Origin of the sequence: Pseudomonas laurylsulfativorans (assembly GCF_002906155.1) — a bacterium.
In the GTDB taxonomy this organism is placed as follows: domain Bacteria; phylum Pseudomonadota; class Gammaproteobacteria; order Pseudomonadales; family Pseudomonadaceae; genus Aquipseudomonas; species Aquipseudomonas laurylsulfativorans.
Genome location: NZ_MUJK01000002.1, coordinates 323,525 through 342,222 on the forward strand (window position 1 = coordinate 323,525; position 18,698 = coordinate 342,222).

Genomic DNA, 18,698 nt, shown 5'->3' on the forward strand with positions numbered 1-18,698 from the left:
GCGGGAAATGAGGGCCTGTGGCCTGTCGACACAACACAATCCCCTGTGGGAGCGGGCTTGCTCGCGATGGCGGTGTATCAGCCAGCAAAAATGCTGAATGTTAAGCCCTCATCGCGAGCAAGCTAGCTCCCACAGTTTTTTCAGCCAGCAGGCCGCAGACAATCATCCAGGGATCTAAGCCTCCCAACCCGCACCACTCACCGCCGCCTGCACCAGCGGGTGTAAATCCGCCCCTTTATGCTCGGTCTGCCAGGCCAGCAACTCCTTGCGCATGCTCGGCGCCCAGTACATCTGCAGATGATTACGCACGCTGAGCACTGCCTGTTGTTGATCCGGCTGGCTGGCAAAGTACTGGGCGATCTGGTTGGCCATCTTGATCAGGTTGTCGGTGCTCATCGGCGTACCTCCGCTTTGGCGCCACGGCCCCGGTCCTTGAGCAGACGATGCTGTTCATCGCTGAACTCCTGGAAGCGTTTTTGCCACTCCGAAGGGTGGTAGACGCGGCTGACTTCGACGGCGGTGACCTTGTACTCCGGACAGTTGGTGGCCCAGTCGGAGTTGTCGGTGGTGATGACGTTGGCGCCGGATTCCGGGAAGTGGAAGGTGGTGTACACCACGCCTGGGGCGACCCGTTCGGTGATCCGCGCACGCAACACGGTCTGCCCGGCGCGGCTGCCGATGCCGACCCAGTCACCCTCGTTGATGCCACGACTCTCGGCGTCGTTCGGGTGGATTTCCAGGCGGTCTTCGTCATGCCAGGCGACGTTTTCGGTGCGTCGGGTCTGGGCGCCGACGTTGTACTGGCTGAGGATGCGCCCGGTGGTCAGCAGCAGCGGATAGCGAGCGTTGACCTTTTCCTCGGTGGGCACATAGCCGGTGAGCATGAAGCGCCCTTTGCCGCGCACGAACTCCTCGATGTGCATGGTCGGCGTGCCGTCCGGTGCCTCGGCGTTGCATGGCCATTGCAGGCTGCCATGGCGATCCAGTTCGGCGTAGCTGACGTTGGTGAAAGTCGGCGTCAGGCTGGCGATTTCATCCATGATTTCCGAAGGGTGCCGGTACTTCATCGGGTAACCCAGGGCGTTGGCCAGGGCCACTGTGCCTTCCCAGTCGGCCTTGCCGCCCAGCGGCTCCATGACCTTGCGCACCCGGGAGATGCGTCGCTCGGCGTTGGTGAAGGTGCCGTCCTTTTCCAGGAACGAACTGCCCGGCAGGAACACATGGGCGAACTTGGCGGTTTCGTTAAGGAAAATGTCCTGCACCACTATGCATTCCATGGCCGACAGAGCCGCGGTGACGTGCTGGGTATTGGGGTCGCTCTGGGCGATGTCTTCGCCCTGGCAATACAGGCCCTTGAAGCTGCCGCCCAAGGCTGCCTCGAACATGTTGGGGATGCGCAAGCCCGGATCGGGTTGCAGGGTGACGTTCCAGGCCTGCTCGAACTGCGCTCGTACCACCTCGTTGGAGACGTGCCGGTAGCCGGGCAACTCGTGGGGGAACGAGCCCATGTCGCAGGAGCCCTGCACGTTGTTCTGCCCACGCAACGGGTTCACGCCCACGCCTTCGCGACCGATGTTGCCAGTGGCCATGGCCAGGTTGGCAATGCCCATCACCGAGGTACTGCCCTGGCTGTGTTCTGTGACGCCCAGGCCGTAGTAGATCGCCGCGTTGCCACCCGTCGCATACAAGCGCGCGGCGGCACGGATGTCGGCAGCGGCGACACCGCAGACAGGGCCAAGGGCTTCCGGCGAGTTTTCCGTGCGGCTGACGAACTCGCTCCACTGGGCGAAATCGCCAGGCTCACAACGGGCATCGATAAAGTCTTGGTTGAGCAGTCCTTCAGTCACGATGACGTGGGCCAGTGCGTTGAGCATGGCCACGTTGGTGCCGGGGCGCAGGGCCAGGTGATACTCGGCGCGGGCATGCACCGTGTCCACCAAATCGATGCGCCGTGGATCGATGACGATCAGCCGCGCACCCTCACGCAGACGGCGCTTGAGCTGGGAGGCGAACACCGGGTGGGCGTCGCTGGGGTTGGCGCCCATCACCAGGATCACGTCGGCCTGCATCACCGAGTCGAAACTCTGGGTGCCGGCGGACTCACCAAGGGTTTGCTTCAGGCCATAACCGGTCGGCGAGTGGCAGACCCGCGCGCAGGTGTCGACGTTGTTGTTGCCGAAGGCGGCGCGCACCAGTTTTTGCACCAGATAGGTTTCTTCGTTGGTGCAGCGGCTGGAAGTGATGCCACCGATGGAGTCGCGGCCATATTTTTGCTGCAACCGACGGAATTCGCTGGCGGCGTAGGTCACCGCTTCATCCCAGCTGACTTCCTGCCACGGGTCGCTGATGTGTTTGCGGATCATCGGTTTGGTGATGCGATCCGGGTGGGTCGCATAGCCCCAGGCAAAGCGCCCTTTGACGCAGGAGTGGCCGTGGTTGGCCTGGCCGTTCTTGTCCGGAACCATGCGCACCAGTTGGTCGCCTTTCATCTCGGCGCGGAACGAGCAGCCCACGCCGCAATAAGCACAGGTGGTGATCACGCTACGTTCGGGCTGACCCAGTTCGACCACGCTTTTTTCCATCAGGGTCGCGGTGGGGCAGGCTTGCACACAGGCGCCGCAGGACACGCATTCGGAGTCGAGGAAGTTATCGCCACCGGCAGCCGCGACTCGGGATTCAAAACCGCGCCCGGTAATGGTCAGGGCAAAGGTGCCCTGGGTTTCTTCACAGGCGCGCACGCAGCGGTTGCAGACGATGCACTTGCTCGGGTCGTAGTCGAAGTAGGGGTTGGACGTGTCCTTCACCTCGGCCAGATGGTTGTCGCCCTCATAGCCGTAGCGCACTTCCCGCAGGCCGACCTGACCGGCCACGGTTTGCAGCTCGCAGTTGCCGTTGGCCGAGCAGGTCAGGCAGTCCAGCGGGTGGTCGGAAATGTACAGTTCCATGACGTTGCGCCGCAGGGTTGCGAGCTTTGGCGTCTGGGTGTGCACGCTCATGCCTTCGCTGACCGGCGTGGTGCAGGACGCCGGATAACCGCGCATGCCGTCGATCTCCACCAGGCACATGCGGCAGGAGCCGAAGGCTTCCAGGCTGTCGGTGGCACAGAGTTTGGGGATGGTGGTGCCGAGCAACGCGGCGGCGCGCATCACCGAAGTGCCTTCGGGCACGCTGATGCTGCGGCCGTCGATGTTCAGGGTGACTTGCACCTGGCTGTCGCGAGCGGGCGTGCCCAGATCGATATCGGTGTTCGGGTCGAAGAGAGTGATCATTGCTCGGCCTCCGAGGCTTGCAGACCGAAGTCAGCGGGGAAGTGCTTGAGGGCGCTGGCCACGGGATAAGACGTCATGCCGCCCAACGCGCACAGCGAACCGTATTGCAGGGTGTCGCACAGGTCCTTGAGGATGATCACCTGCGCAGCGCGACTGTTCTGGTCGGGCGCGGCCAGCAGGCGGTCGATCACCTCGACGCCACGGGTCGAGCCGATACGGCAAGGCGTGCATTTGCCACAGGATTCCTCGGCGCAGAACTGCATCGCGAAGCGCGCCATGTGGGCCATGTCCAGGGTGTCGTCAGCCACCACCACACCACCGTGACCGAGCATCGCACCGATGGCGGTGAAGGCTTCGTAATCCAGCGGCGTGTCGAATTGCCCCGGCGGCACCCAGGCGCCAAGAGGGCCGCCCACCTGCGCAGCCTTCAGCGGCCGACCACTGGCTGTCCCGCCGCCGTAGTCTTCCACCAGCTCCCGCAGGGTCAGGCCAAAGGCCCGTTCCACCAGACCGCCGCGCCGCACATTGCCCGCCAGCTGGAAGGGCATGGTGCCCAGGGAACGGCCCATACCGTAATCGCGATAGAACTGCGCACCCTTGGCCAGAATCAGCGGCACCGAGGCCAACGTCAGCACGTTGTGCACCAGCGTCGGCAAGCCGAACAACCCCTGCAACGCGGGAATCGGCGGCTTGGCGCGGACGATCCCGCGCTTGCCTTCGAGGGAGTCCAGTAGCGCGGTTTCTTCACCGCAGATATAAGCACCGGCACCGACACGCACTTCCATATCGAAGGCCTGGCCGCTGCCGCCGACATTGGCGCCCAGGTAACCGGCAGTTCGGGCGATGTTCAACGCTGCACGTAGCGTGGCTACGGCATCCGGATATTCCGAGCGCACATAGATGTAGCCGAAGGTGGCGCCGACGGTAATGCCGGCAATCGCCATGCCTTCGATCAACAAGAAGGGGTCGCCTTCCATCAACATGCGGTCGGCAAAGGTGCCCGAGTCGCCTTCGTCGGCGTTGCAGACGATATATTTCTGCGCCGCCTGAGTGCTGCGCACCGTGCGCCATTTGATCCCGGCGGGGAAGGCCGCGCCGCCACGGCCGCGCAGGCCTGAGTCGAACACCGCAGTCGCGGTCTGCTCGCCGCCAAGGGAGACGGCGCGGGTCAAACCCTCGAAGCCACCGTGGGCGCGGTAATCATCCAACGACAGCGGCCGGGTAATACCGGCACGGGCGAACAGCAAGCGTTGTTGAGTCTTCAGATAAGGCAATTCTTCCACCAGGCCCAAGGCTAGTGGATGAGCGGATGGATCGGCCAGCGCGTCAAGCACCGACGGCACATCGGCCGGCGTCAGCGGGCCAAAGCCGATACGACCTTGCGGGCTGTCCACTTCCAGCAGCGGTTCCAGCCAATACAAGCCGCGGGAGCTGGTGCGTTGCAGCTCCAGCGGCAGATTGCGCTCGTGGGCCTGAGTGATCAGTGCTGTGGAGACCTCATCGGCACCCACGGCACGGGCCAGCGAATCACAAGGCAGATAAAGAGTCGGCATCACGCATCCTCCCGACAAGCATCGAGCAACGCATCCAGCCGCTCGGCACTGAGCCGCGCATGCACCCGACCATCCAGCTCCAAGGCAGGCGAACAGGCGCAGGCACCCAGGCAATACACCGGACGCAAACTGATGCTGCCGTCGGCGCTGCTACCGTGATCGTCCAGTTGCAGACGCTCGCGCAACTGCGCGGCCAACTGCTCGGCGCCACGGCTCTGGCACGACTCGGCCCGGCACAGCCGCAGGATATGCCGCGCGGGCGGCGCGGTACGGAAGTCATGGTAAAAACTGATCACCCCACGCACCTCGGCCTGGCTCAGGTTGAGGGCATGGGCAATCTCGGGGACGGCGGCATCGGGGACGTAACCGATGCGCTCCTGAATATCATGAAGAATGGGCAACAGCGCACCCGGGGTGCCCTTATGGCGCTCCAGCAGACTGTTGACCACAGGCAGGTGCAACATCTCATCAGGCATTCAGCAATCCTCACGGTCACGGACAAACCAGAAGGTCGTCGGTCGTCCGAAAGTGTCGGCTGCGGCACTCACACCACGTCACGGTATCGTGGCAATTTCAGGCCGGTGGCCAGGGCACCCTGAGTGGGCATCTTGTTGTGCCCGATGCGGTCTTCGCCACACCTCTACTGGGCATAAAGGGCAGCTTGCCACGCGGCTGTTGATCGAACTGCACCAAAGCGACGTGCTCGGTTCTGCCTACGACTATCCATTAAGTCTAGATGAGTGCCGCAAGGGGCGTTCACACACTGGTCTAATGCCTGAAGGGCTTGTCGAAGGCTGATGTATAGCAAGCATTACAGGGCAGAAGAAGCCTCAGAACCGTAGACCCCTCCACTCATTGAATGTCCTTCAGATAATCCTTGAGCGCGATGAGCGGGGCATCAAGCTGCTCCATAGTCTGAATAGTGCCAAGTTCAGTCGCCAACCTCCCCAACTCCCGCCCCAACGGCTTATCCACACCCCCAACAGCAGCCAACGCCAACCCCACACACTCACCCACCTTCACCTGAATCGCCTCAACATCCCCCCGACGCACCAGCAACTCAAACACATCCCGCTGGTAGTCACCCATTACCAGATCGTCACGCAAAATCGGGCTTGAATCTTCCGATTCATAAGCCAGTTTGAGGGAGAAGAGGGCGACGGTTTCCAGGTGTAATTCCATGAGGGGAATCCTTGTGAAATGTTCCGGCGGTGCGGGTGGCGTTGAAGGGCAGGATCAAAAGCATCGCCGGCAAGCCGGCTCCTACGGGGGGCGTGGTTGCTTTTCTATAGGCGAAAAAAAAGGCCTTGCTAAGCAAGACCTTTCTTAATTTTGGTGCCCCGAGGGAGACTCGAACTCCCACTCCTTTCGAAAACGGATTTTGAATCCGCCGCGTCTACCAATTCCGCCATCAGGGCTCAATGGCGGCGAAGTATAGAGATGAGATAACCGCTGGTCAATCAGGTACATGGAGAATTTTTGATATTTCCGCTAGACTTCCCGGCCCTGCTAGACGACACCCCATCATGCGCGTTGCTGACTTTACCTTCGAGCTCCCTGATTCGCTGATCGCCCGCCATCCGCTGGCCGAGCGGCGCAATAGTCGCCTGTTGACCCTGGATGGGGTCAGCGGCGCCTTGGCACACCGTCAATTCACTGATTTGCTGGAGCATTTGCGTCCCGGCGACTTGATGGTGTTCAACAATACCCGGGTGATTCCGGCGCGGCTGTTTGGCCAGAAGGCTTCCGGCGGCAAGCTGGAAATCCTGGTGGAGCGGGTGCTGGACAGTCATCGCGTGCTGGCCCATGTGCGTTCCAGCAAGTCGCCCAAGCCTGGGTCGAAGATCCTCATCGACGGCGGTGGCGAGGCCGAGATGCTGGCGCGGCACGATGCGTTGTTCGAGCTGGGCTTTGCCGAAGAGGTGTTGCCGCTGCTCGACCGCGTCGGGCACATGCCGCTGCCTCCTTATATAGACCGCCCGGATGAAGGCGCCGACCGCGAGCGTTACCAGACGGTCTACGCCGAGCGTTTGGGCGCGGTGGCGGCGCCGACGGCGGGGCTGCATTTCGATCAGGTGCTGATGGAGGCGATTGCCGCCAAGGGCGTCGAGACTGCGTTCGTGACCCTGCACGTCGGCGCTGGCACGTTCCAGCCGGTGCGGGTGGAGAAGCTCGAAGACCACCACATGCACAGCGAATGGCTGGAAGTCGGCCAGGACGTGGTCGATGCCGTTGCCGCCTGCCGCGCTCGCGGTGGTCGCGTGGTGGCCGTGGGGACCACCAGCGTGCGTTCCCTGGAAAGTGCCGCCCGCGATGGCGTGCTCAAGCCGTTCAGCGGCGATACAGACATTTTTATCTACCCTGGCCGGCCGTTTCATGTGGTCGATGCCCTGGTCACCAACTTCCATTTGCCCGAATCCACGCTGTTGATGCTGGTTTCGGCGTTCGCCGGTTATCCCGAAACCATGGCCGCCTATAAGGCCGCCGTCGACAACGGGTACCGCTTTTTTAGCTACGGTGATGCGATGTTCATCACGCGTAATCCTGCGCCGACTGCCCCTAAAGAATCGGGCCCCGAGGAAACTGTATGAGTCGCACCTGTCGTATGTCTTTCGAGCTGCTGGCCACTGATGGCAAGGCTCGTCGCGGTCGTTTGACCTTCCCGCGCGGTACCGTCGAGACCCCGGCCTTCATGCCGGTGGGCACCTACGGCACGGTCAAGGGCATGCTGCCACGGGATATCGAGGCGACTGGCGCTGAAATCATTCTGGGCAACACCTTCCACCTGTGGCTGCGCCCGGGCACGGAAGTGATCAAGAAACACGGCGACCTGCACGATTTCATGCAGTGGAAAGGCCCGATCCTGACCGACTCCGGCGGTTTCCAGGTGTTCAGCCTGGGCGCCATGCGCAAGATCAAGGAGGAGGGCGTGACCTTCGCTTCTCCGGTCGACGGCGCCAAGGTGTTCATGGGCCCGGAAGAGTCGATGCAGGTCCAGCGTGACCTGGGCTCCGACATCGTGATGATTTTCGACGAATGCACGCCGTACCCGGCTGACGAAGACGTCGCGCGTATTTCCATGGAGTTGTCCCTGCGTTGGGCCAAGCGTTCGAAAGAAGCCCATGGCGAGAATACGGCGGCGCTGTTCGGCATCGTCCAGGGCGGCATGCACCAGGACCTGCGCATGCGCTCCCTGGAAGGCTTGGACAAGATCGGTTTCGACGGCCTGGCCATCGGCGGCCTGTCGGTGGGCGAGCCGAAGCACGAGATGATCAAGGTGCTGGATTACCTGCCGGGCATGATGCCGGCTGACAAACCTCGTTACCTTATGGGTGTTGGCAAGCCGGAAGACTTGGTTGAGGGTGTGCGCCGCGGTGTGGACATGTTCGATTGCGTGATGCCAACCCGTAATGCCCGCAATGGGCATCTGTTCATCGATACCGGCGTGCTGAAGATCCGAAACGCGTTCCATCGCCATGATGATTCGCCGCTCGATCCGACCTGCGATTGCTATACCTGCCAGAACTTCTCCCGCGCTTATCTGCATCACCTGGACAAGTGCGGCGAAATGCTGGGAAGCATGCTCAATACCATCCATAACTTGCGTCATTATCAAGTGCTTATGGCTGGTTTGCGCGAGGCTATTCAACAGGGTACATTGGCCGCCTTTGTCGATGCCTTCTACGCCAAACGCGGGCTACCTGTTCCGCCTTTGGACTGAGTTTTCTGACCCCAAGATTCAACATTTGCAACTGGAGTGCTAAATGAGCTTTTTTATCTCGAATGCCATGGCTGATGCTGCTGCACCTGCTGCAGGCCCAATGGGTGGCGGTTTTGAGTGGATTTTCCTGGTCGGCTTCCTGGTCATCTTCTACCTGATGATCTGGCGTCCACAGGCCAAGCGCGCCAAAGAGCAGAAAAACCTGCTGAGCAGCCTGCAAAAGGGCGACGAAGTTGTGACCACTGGCGGTATCGCCGGCAAGATCACTAAAGTGGCCGACGATTTCGTCGTTCTGGAAGTTTCCGACACCGTCGAAATGAAATTCCAGAAAGGCGCCATCGCCGCCACGCTGCCAAAAGGCACGCTGAAAGCGATCTAAGTTTCAACTTCATCTTCAATCGACGGGGCGCGCAAGGCGCCCCGCGTCATAAACGGGCGGCGTGATGCTGAACAAATATCCTCTGTGGAAATACATTCTGATCCTGGCGGTGCTGGCGGTCGGTCTGATTTATTCCGCTCCCAATCTTTATCCTGATGACCCGGCCATTCAGGTCAGCGGTGCAAGCACTGCGCTGCAGGTCAATCAGGCTGATCTGGATCGCGTGAGCGCTGCGCTCAAGGAATCCGGGATCAACGTCAAGGCTGCCACGCTGGCTGCCGGCGGCAAGGGCGGGCTGATTCGCCTGACCAAGGCTGAAGACCAGCTGCCAGCCAAAGACGTTGTACGCAAGGCATTGGGTGATGACTACGTCGTCGCGCTGAACCTGGCACAAACCACCCCGCAATGGCTGCGCAACCTCGCTGCGCACCCGATGAAGCTGGGTCTGGACTTGTCCGGTGGTGTGCACTTCCTGCTGGAAGTGGACATGGACAAAGCCCTCGACGCGCGCCTGAAAGTCTACGAAGGCGACGTCAAGAGCCTGTTGCGTAAAGAAAAACTGCGCTATCGCAGCCTGCCGCAACTCAACGGTGCCATCCAGCTGGGCTTCGCTGATGAAGACAGCCGTGAACAGGCCCGTGTGCTGATCCGCAAGAACTTCAACGATTTCGACATTGTTCCGGCCGACCTCAATGGTCAACCGGTGCTGCGTCTGGCGATGACCCCGGCCAAGCTGGCGGAAATCCGCGAATACTCCATCAAGCAGAACTTGACCACGGTACGTAACCGCGTCAACGAGCTGGGTGTTGCCGAACCGATCGTTCAGCGTCAGGGCGCCAACCGCATCGTGGTTGAGCTGCCGGGCGTGCAGGACACCGCAGAAGCCAAGCGTATCCTCGGCAAGACGGCTAACCTGGAGTTCCGTCTGGCCGCTGAGCCTGGTGCTTCGAAAGCCACTTCCGAATCCTTCGAGTTCCGTGAGGGTAAGCGTCCTCCTGCGCTGATCGAGCGTGGCCTGATCATCACCGGTGACCAGGTGACTGACGCCAAGGCTGGCTTCGGCGAGCACGGCACGCCGGAAGTGAACATTCGTCTGGACGGTCACGGCGGCGAGCTGATGAGCCGTGCGACCCGTTCGAACGTCGGTCGCAGCATGGCGGTGATCTTCATCGAGCAGCGTCCGGTTACCACTTACACCAAGCAGATGGTCAACGGCGTCGAGAAAGACGTGCCGGTCCAGACCTTCAAGGAAGAGAAGAAGATCATCAGCCTGGCGACCATCCAGTCGCCGCTGGGTGCGCAATTCCGCATCACTGGCCTGAACGGCCAGGGCGAGTCGTCCGAACTGGCGCTGCTGCTGCGTGCCGGTGGTCTGGCTGCACCGATGTACTTCGCTGAAGAACGCACCATCGGCCCGAGCCTGGGTGCGGACAACATCACCAAGGGTATCGACGCTTCGCTGTGGGGCATGCTGTTCGTCTCGCTGTTCATCATGGCCATCTACCGTTTCTTCGGCCTCATCGCCACCGTCGCTCTGGCGGTGAATATGGTGATGCTGCTGGCCCTGATGTCGCTGCTGGGTGCAACGCTGACCCTGCCGGGTATCGCCGGTATCGTGTTGACCATGGGTATGGCGGTCGACGCCAACGTGCTGATCTTCTCGCGGATCCGTGAAGAGATCGCCGCCGGCATGACCGTGCAGCGCGCAATCAACGAAGGCTTCGGTCGGGCATTCACCGCGATTCTCGACGCCAACCTGACCACCTTGCTGGTCGGCGGCATCCTCTTTGCCATGGGCACCGGCCCGGTCAAGGGCTTCGCAGTGACCATGTCCCTCGGGATCTTTACCTCGATGTTCACGGCCATCATGGTGACCCGCGCGATGGTCAACCTGATCTTCGGCGGTCGTGACTTCAAGAAGTTGTGGATTTAAGGGGCTGCCATGTTACGTACAATCAACTTCATGGGCGTTCGCAACTTTGCGTTCGGCGTCACATTGTTCCTTACCGCACTGGCATTGTTCAGTGTCTTCCACAAAGGCATGAACTGGGGCCTGGACTTCACCGGCGGTACGCTCATCGAGCTGACCTACGAACGTCCGGCCGATGTCACCAAGGTGCGTGAGCAACTGGTTACCGCCGGTTATCACGAAGCCATCGTGCAGAACTTCGGTGCAACCACCGACCTGCTGGTGCGCATGCCTGGCGAAGACCCGCAACTGGGTCACCAGGTGGCTGAAGCCTTGCAGAAGGTCGGCGGCGAGAACCCGGCGACGGTCAAGCGCGTCGAGTTCGTCGGCCCGCAGGTGGGTGAAGAGCTGCGCGACCAGGGTGGCCTCGGCATGCTGATGGCGCTGGGCGGCATCCTGATCTACCTGGCGTTTCGCTTTCAGTGGAAGTTTGCGGTCGGTGCGATCGTGTCCCTGATCCACGACGTGATCGTGACCATCGGTATCCTGTCGTTCTTCCAGATCACCTTCGACCTGACGGTGTTGGCGGCGGTACTGGCGATCATCGGTTACTCGCTCAACGACACCATCGTGGTATTCGACCGGGTTCGTGAGAACTTCCGTGTACTGCGCAAGGCCAGCCTGATCGAGAACATCAACATCTCGACCACGCAAACCCTGCTGCGGACCATGGCGACTTCGATCTCCACCTTGTTGGCGATCGCGGCCCTGCTGTTCTTCGGTGGCGATAACCTGTTCGGCTTCTCCATCGCCCTGTTCATCGGTGTTCTGGCGGGTACTTACTCGTCGATCTACATCGCGAACGTGGTGCTGATCTGGCTGAACCTGAGCACGGAAGACCTGATTCCTCCGGTCAATACCGAGAAGGAAGTTGACGACCGTCCTTGAAGGGCTCTTTATCCCAAGGCAGTCCCTCAGCGGTGTAGTCCAAAAAGGCGCGAGTTGAACTCGCGCCTTTTTTTGTGCTCCAAGGCTGGGAGAAGCGCGGACACGTTCCGCATGTGATGGTCCAGGAGGTTCATGTGAACAAGTCGATGCTGGTTGGTGCTGTACTGGGTGCTGTCGGTGTGACTGCCGGGGGTGCTGTGGCCACCTACAGCCTGGTTAAAAGCGGCCCGGAGTACGCACAAGTACTCGCCGTTGAGCCGGTCAAGACACAAATCAAGACTCCACGTGAAGTGTGCAAGGATGTAACGGTCACCCGGCAGGCGCCGGTGAAAGATCAACATCAGATCGCCGGTACGGTGGTCGGTGCATTGGCAGGTGGTTTGCTGGGTAATCAGATCGGTGGCGGCACCGGCAAGAAGATCGCCACGGTCGCGGGCGCTGTCGGTGGTGGTTACGCCGGTAACAAGGTGCAGGAAGGCATGCAAGAGCGTGATACCTACACCACGACCCAGACCCGCTGTAACACGGTTAACGACATCAGTGACAAGGTCGTAGGCTACGACGTGCGGTATTCGCTGGATGGCAAGGAAGGCAAGGTGCGTATGGATCGTGATCCAGGCAACCAGATTCCGGTGGATAAGGAAGGCAAGTTGATCTTGTCTCAGAATGAGCCGGCTCAGTGATTTGCTGAAACCGGATTAAAAAGAAGCACCCTGCGGGGTGCTTTTTTGTGCCCACGATTTATTGCTGATTTGTAGGAGTCGGCTTGCTGGCGAAAGATGCCGCGCGGTTTGTCAGATGCACCGCTATCGCTGGCAAGCCAGCTCCCACAAGGGCGTGGGGGTTGCCGGCTCCTACAGGAGGTTGGGTGTTGCTGGCGATAGTGGTGTAGCAGTCGACATCAATAGTGAATGTCAGATCGAATCGCCAGCAAGCCGGCTCCTACAAAGGCCGCCTGAATTTCGGGCATAAAAAAAGCACCCCGAAGAGTGCTTTTTCTGTCGCTGGAAGCTTAGCGCTTCAGCGAGGCCGGCAGGTGCGGCTGGATCGCCGTCAGAACTGCCTTGAAGCATTTGGTGTTGCCGGCAACGACGTGGCCTTTTTCGAGGAAGTCGTGACCGCCGGTGAAGTCGCTCACCAAACCGCCAGCTTCCTGGATCAGCAGGGCGCCTGCAGCCATGTCCCACTCGGACAGGCCCGACTCCCAGAAGGCGTCGAAACGGCCGGCGGCCACGTAGGCCAGGTCCAGGCTCGCCGAACCTGCGCGGCGGATGCCGGCGGTCTGGCCAACCAGGGCGCGGAACATGCCCAGGTAGTTGTCGAGGTTGTCCATTTGGTCGTCACGGAACGGGAAGCCGGTACCCAGCAGGGCGCCGTCCAGGCTGGTGCGACCGCTGACGCGCAGGCGACGACCGTTCAGTTGAGCGCCGCGACCACGGCTGGCGGTGAATTCTTCCTGGCGAACCGGGTCCAGAACAACTGCGTGCTCAAGACGACCGCGGTATTTGCAGGCGATGCTGACAGCGAAATGAGGGATGCCGCGCAGGAAGTTGGTGGTGCCGTCCAGTGGATCGATGATCCACAGGTACTCTTCGCCTTCGATGCCGGTGCCGGCGTGCATGCCGGTCTCTTCACCCATGATCGAGTGATTCGGGTAGGCCTTGCGCAGGGCGTCGATGATTTTCTGTTCGGCGGCGCGATCCACCTCGGATACGTAATCCTTGGCGTCTTTTTCGTCGACCTTGATGGTATCCAGGCGCTCGATGGAGCGGAAGATCAATTCACTGGCGCTGCGGGCGGCGCGCAGCGCGATATTCAGCATGGGCTGCATGGATGTGTCACCTAAGGTTGTTAAAGAAAGCCGGGCATTCTATCAGAAAGTTTCTACAGGAGAAGGACGACGTTCGCTTTCATGGCTTAACGGTAGGTTCAGCTGTAAGATTCGGCTCCCGATTATTGTGTTCGAGAGCGCCTCCCTTGCTGCAAAACATTCGTGTCGTCCTGGTCAATACCAGTCATCCGGGCAATATCGGCGGGGCTGCGCGTGCCATGAAGAACATGGGCCTGTCGCGGCTGGTGCTGGTCGAGCCGCGCCTGTTTCCGCATCACGAGGCCGATGCCCGTGCCTCCGGTGCCGGTGACATCCTTGAAAACGCGCAAGTCGTCGCCACCTTGGAAGATGCCTTGGTCGGCTGCAACCTGGTGCTCGGCACCAGCGCTCGTGACCGCCGAATTCCCTGGCCGCTGCTCGATCCCCGCGAATGCGGAACGAAGGTGGTCGAGGAAGCCGGGCAGGGTGCGGAAATCGCTTTGGTATTCGGTCGTGAAGATTCCGGCCTGACCAACGAAGAGCTGCAGCGATGTCATTATCACGTGCACATCCCATCAGACCCTGAGTTCAGTTCGCTGAACCTTGGGGCGGCGGTGCAGGTGTTGGGTTATGAAGTGCGCATGTCCTGGCTGGCGGCCCAAGGTCAGCCGAGCAAGGTCGAGAAGGAAGAAGTGGCTTCGGTCAAAAGCGCTGAGCTGGCGACCATGGACGAGCTGGAGCGATTCTATGAGCATCTGGAGCAAACTCTGGTGGCCATCGAATTCCTCGATCCGGAAAAGCCACGGCACTTGATGGCGCGCCTGCGCCGGTTGTACGGACGTAGCTCGGTCAGCCGGGCGGAAATGAATATTTTGCGTGGCATCCTCACGGAAACCCAGAAAGCGGCCCGTGGTGAGCTCCTTAAGCGGAAGGATTAATGATGTTTGAGCGTTTGCGTGAAGATATCCAGAGCGTATTCCACCGAGACCCGGCGGCGCGTAACGCTTTTGAAGTCCTGACTTGCTACCCCGGCATGCATGCCATCTGGATACACCGTTTGTCGGCAATGCTGTGGCGCGCGGACCTGAAATGGCTGGCGCGGTTGGTGTCGAACTTTGGTCGCTGGTTGACCGGGATCGAGATTCATCCGGGGGCCAAGGTTGGTCGTCGCTTCTTCATTGACCATGGCATGGGCATCGTTATCGGTGAAACCGCCGAGATCGGCGATGACGTGACTATTTATCAGGGTGTGACCCTGGGTGGTACCAGTTGGAATAAAGGCAAGCGCCACCCCACGTTGGGCGATGGTGTAGTAGTCGGGGCGGGCGCGAAAGTGCTCGGTCCGTTTACGGTTGGTGCCGGGGCCAAGGTCGGTTCCAATGCCGTTGTGACTAAAGAAGTGCCGCCGGGTGCCACTGTGGTGGGTATTCCGGGGCGAATCATCGTCAAACCCGATGTCGAGCTGGACGCCAAGCGCAAGGCCATGGCTGAGAAGATCGGCTTCGATGCCTACGGCGTGACTGAAGATATGCCTGACCCGGTGGCTCGCGCCATTAACCAGTTGCTCGATCACCTGCAGGCGGTCGATGGTCGTCTGGAGGGGATGTGCGGGGCGTTGAAGGATCTGGGCAGTAATTACTGTGCGAAAGATTTACCTGAGCTGCGCGAAGAAGACTTCGCCTGTGTGAAGGACAAGGATCAGAGCCAGGTCAGCTAAACCGCGTCGCTCTCTTCGCGAGCAGGCTCGCTCCCACAGCTGACCGAGCTGTTCAGGCGGGCGCGGTCCAATGTGGGAGTGAGCCTGCTCGCGATGAACGATAACTCGGTACCGCTGGCTGTTCCGGGCCAGTCTTTGCTATGATGCGGCCGCTCTTTTGCGGGTAAACCTGACTAAAGTACTAGGTCTTATAGTTGACTTAAATACTCGGGAATTGCATACTCGCCTCATTCCGAACTCCGTGGTAATTGTCCATGCGACTGACTACAAAAGGCCGATACGCCGTGACCGCCATGCTTGACCTGGCGTTGCACGCGCAGCACGGGCCCGTGTCCCTGGCCGATATCTCCGAGCGCCAAGGCATCTCCCTGTCCTACCTCGAACAGCTTTTCGCCAAATTGCGCCGCAGCAATCTGGTGTCCAGCGTCCGCGGTCCAGGCGGCGGTTACCAGCTGTCCCGCGACATGCAGGGCATCCAGGTCGCCCAGGTGATCGATGCGGTGAACGAATCGGTCGATGCCACCAAATGCCAGGGCCAGGGTGATTGCCATTCCGGTGACACTTGCCTGACTCACCACTTGTGGTGCGACCTGAGCCTGCAAATTCACGAATTTCTGAGCGGTATCAGCTTGGCTGACCTTGTGACTCGCCGTGAGGTGCAAGAAGTAGCCCAGCGTCAGGATCAACGCCGTTGCAACAGCAAGGCGCCACGCCTGGACAAGATTGAAGCGTCCGCCGTCGAATGACAGCCACAGAGCTAACGGCACGCCAGCCAGCCTGATTTAGGAGATAGTCCATGAAATTGCCGATTTACCTTGATTACTCTGCGACTACCCCGGTTGATCCGCGTGTCGCGCAAAAGATGAGTGAATGCCTGCTGGTCGACGGAAACTTCGGTAACCCGGCGTCCCGTTCCCACGTGTTCGGCTGGAAAGCTGAAGAGTCCGTCGAAAACGCTCGTCGTCAGGTGGCCGACCTGGTCAACGCCGATCCGCGCGAAATCGTCTGGACCTCCGGTGCCACCGAATCCGACAACCTGGCAATCAAGGGTGCGGCGCATTTCTATGCCACCAAAGGCAAGCACCTGATCACCACCAAGATTGAGCACAAGGCTGTCCTCGACACCATGCGCCAACTGGAGCGTGAAGGCTTCGAAGTGACCTACATCGAGCCGCGCACTGACGGCCTGGTGACCCCGGAGATGATCGAAGCCGAATTGCGCGACGACACCATCCTGGTTTCAGTCATGCACGTGAACAACGAAATCGGCACCATCAACGACATCGCAGCGATCGGCGAACTGCTCCGTTCCAAGGGCATCCTGTTCCACGTCGACGCCGCTCAGTCCACCGGCAAGGTCGAGATCGACCTGCAGAAGCTGAAAGTCGACATGATGTCCTTCTCCGCCCACAAGACCTACGGTCCTAAAGGTATCGGCGCCCTGTACGTAAGCCGCAAGCCGCGCGTACGTATCGAAGCGACCATGCACGGTGGCGGCCACGAGCGCGGCATGCGTTCCGGCACCCTGGCGACCCACCAGATCGTCGGCATGGGTGAAGCTTTCCGTGTAGCCAAGGAAGACATGGCTGCCGAGAACGTACGCATCAAGGCCCTGAGCGACCGTTTCTACAAGCAGGTCGAGCATCTGGAAGAGCTGTACGTCAACGGCAGCCTGACCGCCCGCGTTCCGCACAACCTGAACCTGAGCTTCAACTACGTTGAAGGCGAGTCGCTGATCATGGCGCTCAAGGATCTGGCGGTTTCGTCCGGTTCGGCTTGCACCTCGGCTTCGCTTGAGCCTTCGTACGTACTGCGCGCCCTGGGCCGCAACGACGAACTGGCACACAGCTCGATCCGCTTCACCTTCGGCCGCTTCACCACCGAAGAAGAAATCGATTATGCCGCGCAGAAAGTCTGCGAGGCCGTTACCAAGCTGCGCGCTTTGTCGCCGCTGTGGGACATGTACAAAGACGGCGTCGATATCTCGAAGATCGAGTGGGCGGCACACTAAATAAAGAAGCCGCCGGATGCAGGTCCTGTAGCAGCGCGGCGGTACATGCAGCGTAACTACAGGGTCTCAAGAGCGGCCCTGATGAGTGAGGATTGAGAATCATGGCTTACAGCGAAAAGGTCATCGACCACTACGAAAACCCGCGCAACGTCGGCAAGATGGACGCGGAAGATCCTGATGTCGGCACCGGCATGGTCGGCGCTCCGGCGTGCGGCGACGTGATGCGCCTGCAGATCAAGGTCAACGACGCCGGTATCATCGAAGATGCCAAGTTCAAGACCTACGGCTGCGGTTCGGCTATCGCTTCCAGCTCCCTCGCCACCGAGTGGATGAAGGGCAAGACCCTGGACGAAGCGGAAACCATCAAGAACACCCAGCTGGCTGAAGAACTGGCCCTGCCGCCAGTGAAAATCCACTGCTCGGTACTCGCTGAAGACGCCATCAAGGCGGCTGTTCGCGACTACAAGCAGAAGAAAGGCTTGATCTGATTTTCGAGTTTTGGCGACGAGTAAGGAGTCACCGATGGCTATCAGCATGACAGAAGCGGCTGCTCGACACGTGCGGCGCTCCCTCGACGGGCGCGGCAAAGGTGAAGGGATTCGTCTGGGTGTTCGCACCACAGGTTGTTCCGGTCTTGCCTACGTGCTGGAGTTTGTCGACGAGGTGGTTGCAGAGGATCAGGTGTTCGAAAGTCACGGCGAAAAAGTGATTATCGACCCGAAAAGCCTGGCTTACCTGGACGGCACCGAGCTCGATTTCGTCAAGGAAGGGTTGAACGAAGGCTTCAAGTTCAACAACCCCAACGTGCGCGGTGAATGTGGCTGCGGCGAAAGCTTCAACATCTGAGGCTTGTCGTGGGTACTCCTTGTCATTTCGCTTTATTTGAGCTGCAACCGAGTTTCAATCTGGACCTCGACCAGCTGGCTACGCGCTACCGTGAGTTGGCGCGCGGCGTTCATCCGGACCGCTTTGCCGACGCTTCCGAGCGTGAGCAGCGGCTGGCCCTGGAGCAGTCGGCGAGCCTCAATGAGGCCTACCAGACACTCAAGAGTCCGCCCAAGCGCGCGCGCTACCTGCTTGCTCTGAATGGTGGCGAGTTGCCGCTGGAAGTCACGGTGCACGACCCGGAGTTCCTGTTGCAGCAAATGGAGTTGCGCGAAGAGCTCGAAGACCTGCAGGACAGCGCCGACCTCAATGGCGTTGCCGTCTTCAAGCGTCGCCTGAAGGCTGCCCAGGATGAACTGAACCAAAGCTTCGCAGCTTGCTGGAACGATGCGGCGCAACGTGAACAGGCCGAACGCCTGATGCGGCGCATGCAGTTCCTCGACAAGCTCACCTACGAAGTGCGCCAGTTAGAAGAGCGCCTCGACGATTAACCCAG

19 protein-coding genes and 1 tRNA gene are annotated in these 18,698 nt (G+C 60.3%); 13 read left to right on the top strand and 7 right to left on the bottom strand.

Annotated features, from left to right (window positions below):
• Window positions 1-174: 174 nt before the first annotated feature.
• The 6 genes from B0D71_RS07810 to B0D71_RS07835 form a co-directional block, all read right to left on the bottom strand.
• Window positions 175-396: a formate dehydrogenase subunit delta gene (locus B0D71_RS07810; RefSeq protein ID WP_007971952.1), complete on the bottom strand. Its 222-nt coding sequence runs from the start codon at window positions 394-396 to the stop codon at window positions 175-177.
• The gene (gene fdhF, locus B0D71_RS07815) at window positions 393-3,269 is read right to left on the bottom strand and encodes a formate dehydrogenase subunit alpha (RefSeq protein WP_103394278.1); all 2,877 of its coding nucleotides are present in this window, start codon (window positions 3,267-3,269) and stop codon (window positions 393-395) included. Before fdhF ends, B0D71_RS07810 begins: the two co-directional genes overlap by 4 nt.
• The gene (locus B0D71_RS07820; RefSeq protein WP_103394279.1) at window positions 3,266-4,822 is read right to left on the bottom strand and encodes a formate dehydrogenase beta subunit; all 1,557 of its coding nucleotides are present in this window, start codon (window positions 4,820-4,822) and stop codon (window positions 3,266-3,268) included. Before B0D71_RS07820 ends, fdhF begins: the two co-directional genes overlap by 4 nt.
• A complete protein-coding gene (locus B0D71_RS07825) occupies window positions 4,822-5,298 on the bottom strand; it encodes a formate dehydrogenase subunit gamma (RefSeq protein WP_103394280.1) in 477 nt (158 codons plus the stop codon). Before B0D71_RS07825 ends, B0D71_RS07820 begins: the two co-directional genes overlap by 1 nt.
• A gap of 376 nt (window positions 5,299-5,674) precedes the next feature.
• A complete protein-coding gene (locus tag B0D71_RS07830) occupies window positions 5,675-6,004 on the bottom strand; it encodes a hypothetical protein (protein ID WP_103394281.1) in 330 nt (109 codons plus the stop codon).
• A gap of 151 nt (window positions 6,005-6,155) precedes the next feature.
• A tRNA-Leu gene (locus B0D71_RS07835) sits at window positions 6,156-6,240 on the bottom strand.
• 108 nt (window positions 6,241-6,348) lie between these two features.
• Between B0D71_RS07835 and queA the strand changes: the two genes are divergently transcribed.
• From queA to B0D71_RS07865, 6 genes are all read left to right on the top strand, one after another.
• Complete coding sequence (gene queA / locus B0D71_RS07840) at window positions 6,349-7,413, top strand: tRNA preQ1(34) S-adenosylmethionine ribosyltransferase-isomerase QueA (RefSeq protein ID WP_056721282.1); 1,065 nt, start codon at window positions 6,349-6,351, stop codon at window positions 7,411-7,413.
• 14 nt (window positions 7,414-7,427) lie between these two features.
• Window positions 7,428-8,543: a tRNA guanosine(34) transglycosylase Tgt gene (gene tgt / locus B0D71_RS07845; protein WP_162488928.1), complete on the top strand. Its 1,116-nt coding sequence runs from the start codon at window positions 7,428-7,430 to the stop codon at window positions 8,541-8,543.
• 43 nt (window positions 8,544-8,586) lie between these two features.
• Complete coding sequence (gene yajC / locus B0D71_RS07850) at window positions 8,587-8,922, top strand: preprotein translocase subunit YajC (RefSeq protein WP_007982729.1); 336 nt, start codon at window positions 8,587-8,589, stop codon at window positions 8,920-8,922.
• 64 nt (window positions 8,923-8,986) lie between these two features.
• On the top strand, window positions 8,987-10,855 hold the full coding sequence (gene secD, locus B0D71_RS07855) for a protein translocase subunit SecD (RefSeq protein WP_103394282.1): 1,869 nt from the start codon (window positions 8,987-8,989) through the stop codon (window positions 10,853-10,855).
• Between the two features lie 9 nt (window positions 10,856-10,864).
• Window positions 10,865-11,779: a protein translocase subunit SecF gene (secF, locus tag B0D71_RS07860; protein ID WP_103394283.1), complete on the top strand. Its 915-nt coding sequence runs from the start codon at window positions 10,865-10,867 to the stop codon at window positions 11,777-11,779.
• A 134-nt stretch (window positions 11,780-11,913) separates the two neighbouring features.
• A complete protein-coding gene (locus B0D71_RS07865) occupies window positions 11,914-12,462 on the top strand; it encodes a glycine zipper 2TM domain-containing protein (RefSeq protein ID WP_103394284.1) in 549 nt (182 codons plus the stop codon).
• 329 nt (window positions 12,463-12,791) lie between these two features.
• Here the strand turns inward: B0D71_RS07865 and suhB are convergent, their stop codons facing one another.
• Window positions 12,792-13,610 carry a type III secretion system regulator SuhB gene (gene suhB / locus B0D71_RS07870; protein WP_007982736.1) on the bottom strand — a complete coding sequence of 273 codons (819 nt, stop codon included), beginning with the start codon at window positions 13,608-13,610 and terminating at the stop codon, window positions 12,792-12,794.
• Window positions 13,611-13,756: 146 nt separating this feature from the next.
• Here suhB and trmJ point away from each other — a divergent pair, with 146 nt between their 5' ends.
• From trmJ to hscB, 7 genes are all read left to right on the top strand, one after another.
• Window positions 13,757-14,527, top strand: a complete 771-nt coding sequence (gene trmJ, locus B0D71_RS07875; protein WP_103394285.1) for a tRNA (cytosine(32)/uridine(32)-2'-O)-methyltransferase TrmJ — start codon at window positions 13,757-13,759, stop codon at window positions 14,525-14,527.
• Window positions 14,528-14,529: 2 nt separating this feature from the next.
• Window positions 14,530-15,306 (top strand): serine O-acetyltransferase, encoded by a 777-nt coding sequence (gene cysE / locus B0D71_RS07880; RefSeq protein WP_103394286.1) that lies wholly within the window; start codon window positions 14,530-14,532, stop codon window positions 15,304-15,306.
• Window positions 15,307-15,560: 254 nt separating this feature from the next.
• Complete coding sequence (gene iscR, locus B0D71_RS07885) at window positions 15,561-16,052, top strand: Fe-S cluster assembly transcriptional regulator IscR (RefSeq protein ID WP_003227911.1); 492 nt, start codon at window positions 15,561-15,563, stop codon at window positions 16,050-16,052.
• A gap of 50 nt (window positions 16,053-16,102) precedes the next feature.
• Window positions 16,103-17,317, top strand: a complete 1,215-nt coding sequence (locus B0D71_RS07890; RefSeq protein ID WP_008057730.1) for an IscS subfamily cysteine desulfurase — start codon at window positions 16,103-16,105, stop codon at window positions 17,315-17,317.
• 101 nt (window positions 17,318-17,418) lie between these two features.
• The gene (gene iscU / locus B0D71_RS07895; protein WP_007974006.1) at window positions 17,419-17,805 is read left to right on the top strand and encodes a Fe-S cluster assembly scaffold IscU; all 387 of its coding nucleotides are present in this window, start codon (window positions 17,419-17,421) and stop codon (window positions 17,803-17,805) included.
• 34 nt (window positions 17,806-17,839) lie between these two features.
• Entirely contained in the window at window positions 17,840-18,163 is a 324-nt protein-coding gene (iscA, locus tag B0D71_RS07900) for an iron-sulfur cluster assembly protein IscA (protein ID WP_003227904.1), read from the top strand.
• An 8-nt stretch (window positions 18,164-18,171) separates the two neighbouring features.
• Window positions 18,172-18,693, top strand: a complete 522-nt coding sequence (gene hscB / locus B0D71_RS07905) for a co-chaperone HscB (protein ID WP_103394287.1) — start codon at window positions 18,172-18,174, stop codon at window positions 18,691-18,693.
• Window positions 18,694-18,698: the final 5 nt, after the last annotated feature.

Coding starts and splice junctions, on each gene's coding strand:
- B0D71_RS07810 (WP_007971952.1), bottom strand. CDS start 396: ATGAGCACCGACAACCTGATCAAGATGGCCAACCAGATCGCCCAGTAC.
- fdhF (WP_103394278.1), bottom strand. CDS start 3,269: ATGATCACTCTCTTCGACCCGAACACCGATATCGATCTGGGCACGCCC.
- B0D71_RS07820 (WP_103394279.1), bottom strand. CDS start 4,822: ATGCCGACTCTTTATCTGCCTTGTGATTCGCTGGCCCGTGCCGTGGGT.
- B0D71_RS07825 (WP_103394280.1), bottom strand. CDS start 5,298: ATGCCTGATGAGATGTTGCACCTGCCTGTGGTCAACAGTCTGCTGGAG.
- B0D71_RS07830 (WP_103394281.1), bottom strand. CDS start 6,004: ATGGAATTACACCTGGAAACCGTCGCCCTCTTCTCCCTCAAACTGGCT.
- queA (WP_056721282.1), top strand. CDS start 6,349: ATGCGCGTTGCTGACTTTACCTTCGAGCTCCCTGATTCGCTGATCGCC.
- tgt (WP_162488928.1), top strand. CDS start 7,428: ATGTCTTTCGAGCTGCTGGCCACTGATGGCAAGGCTCGTCGCGGTCGT.
- yajC (WP_007982729.1), top strand. CDS start 8,587: ATGAGCTTTTTTATCTCGAATGCCATGGCTGATGCTGCTGCACCTGCT.
- secD (WP_103394282.1), top strand. CDS start 8,987: ATGCTGAACAAATATCCTCTGTGGAAATACATTCTGATCCTGGCGGTG.
- secF (WP_103394283.1), top strand. CDS start 10,865: ATGTTACGTACAATCAACTTCATGGGCGTTCGCAACTTTGCGTTCGGC.
- suhB (WP_007982736.1), bottom strand. CDS start 13,610: ATGCAGCCCATGCTGAATATCGCGCTGCGCGCCGCCCGCAGCGCCAGT.
- cysE (WP_103394286.1), top strand. CDS start 14,530: ATGTTTGAGCGTTTGCGTGAAGATATCCAGAGCGTATTCCACCGAGAC.
- iscR (WP_003227911.1), top strand. CDS start 15,561: ATGCGACTGACTACAAAAGGCCGATACGCCGTGACCGCCATGCTTGAC.
- B0D71_RS07890 (WP_008057730.1), top strand. CDS start 16,103: ATGAAATTGCCGATTTACCTTGATTACTCTGCGACTACCCCGGTTGAT.
- iscU (WP_007974006.1), top strand. CDS start 17,419: ATGGCTTACAGCGAAAAGGTCATCGACCACTACGAAAACCCGCGCAAC.
- iscA (WP_003227904.1), top strand. CDS start 17,840: ATGGCTATCAGCATGACAGAAGCGGCTGCTCGACACGTGCGGCGCTCC.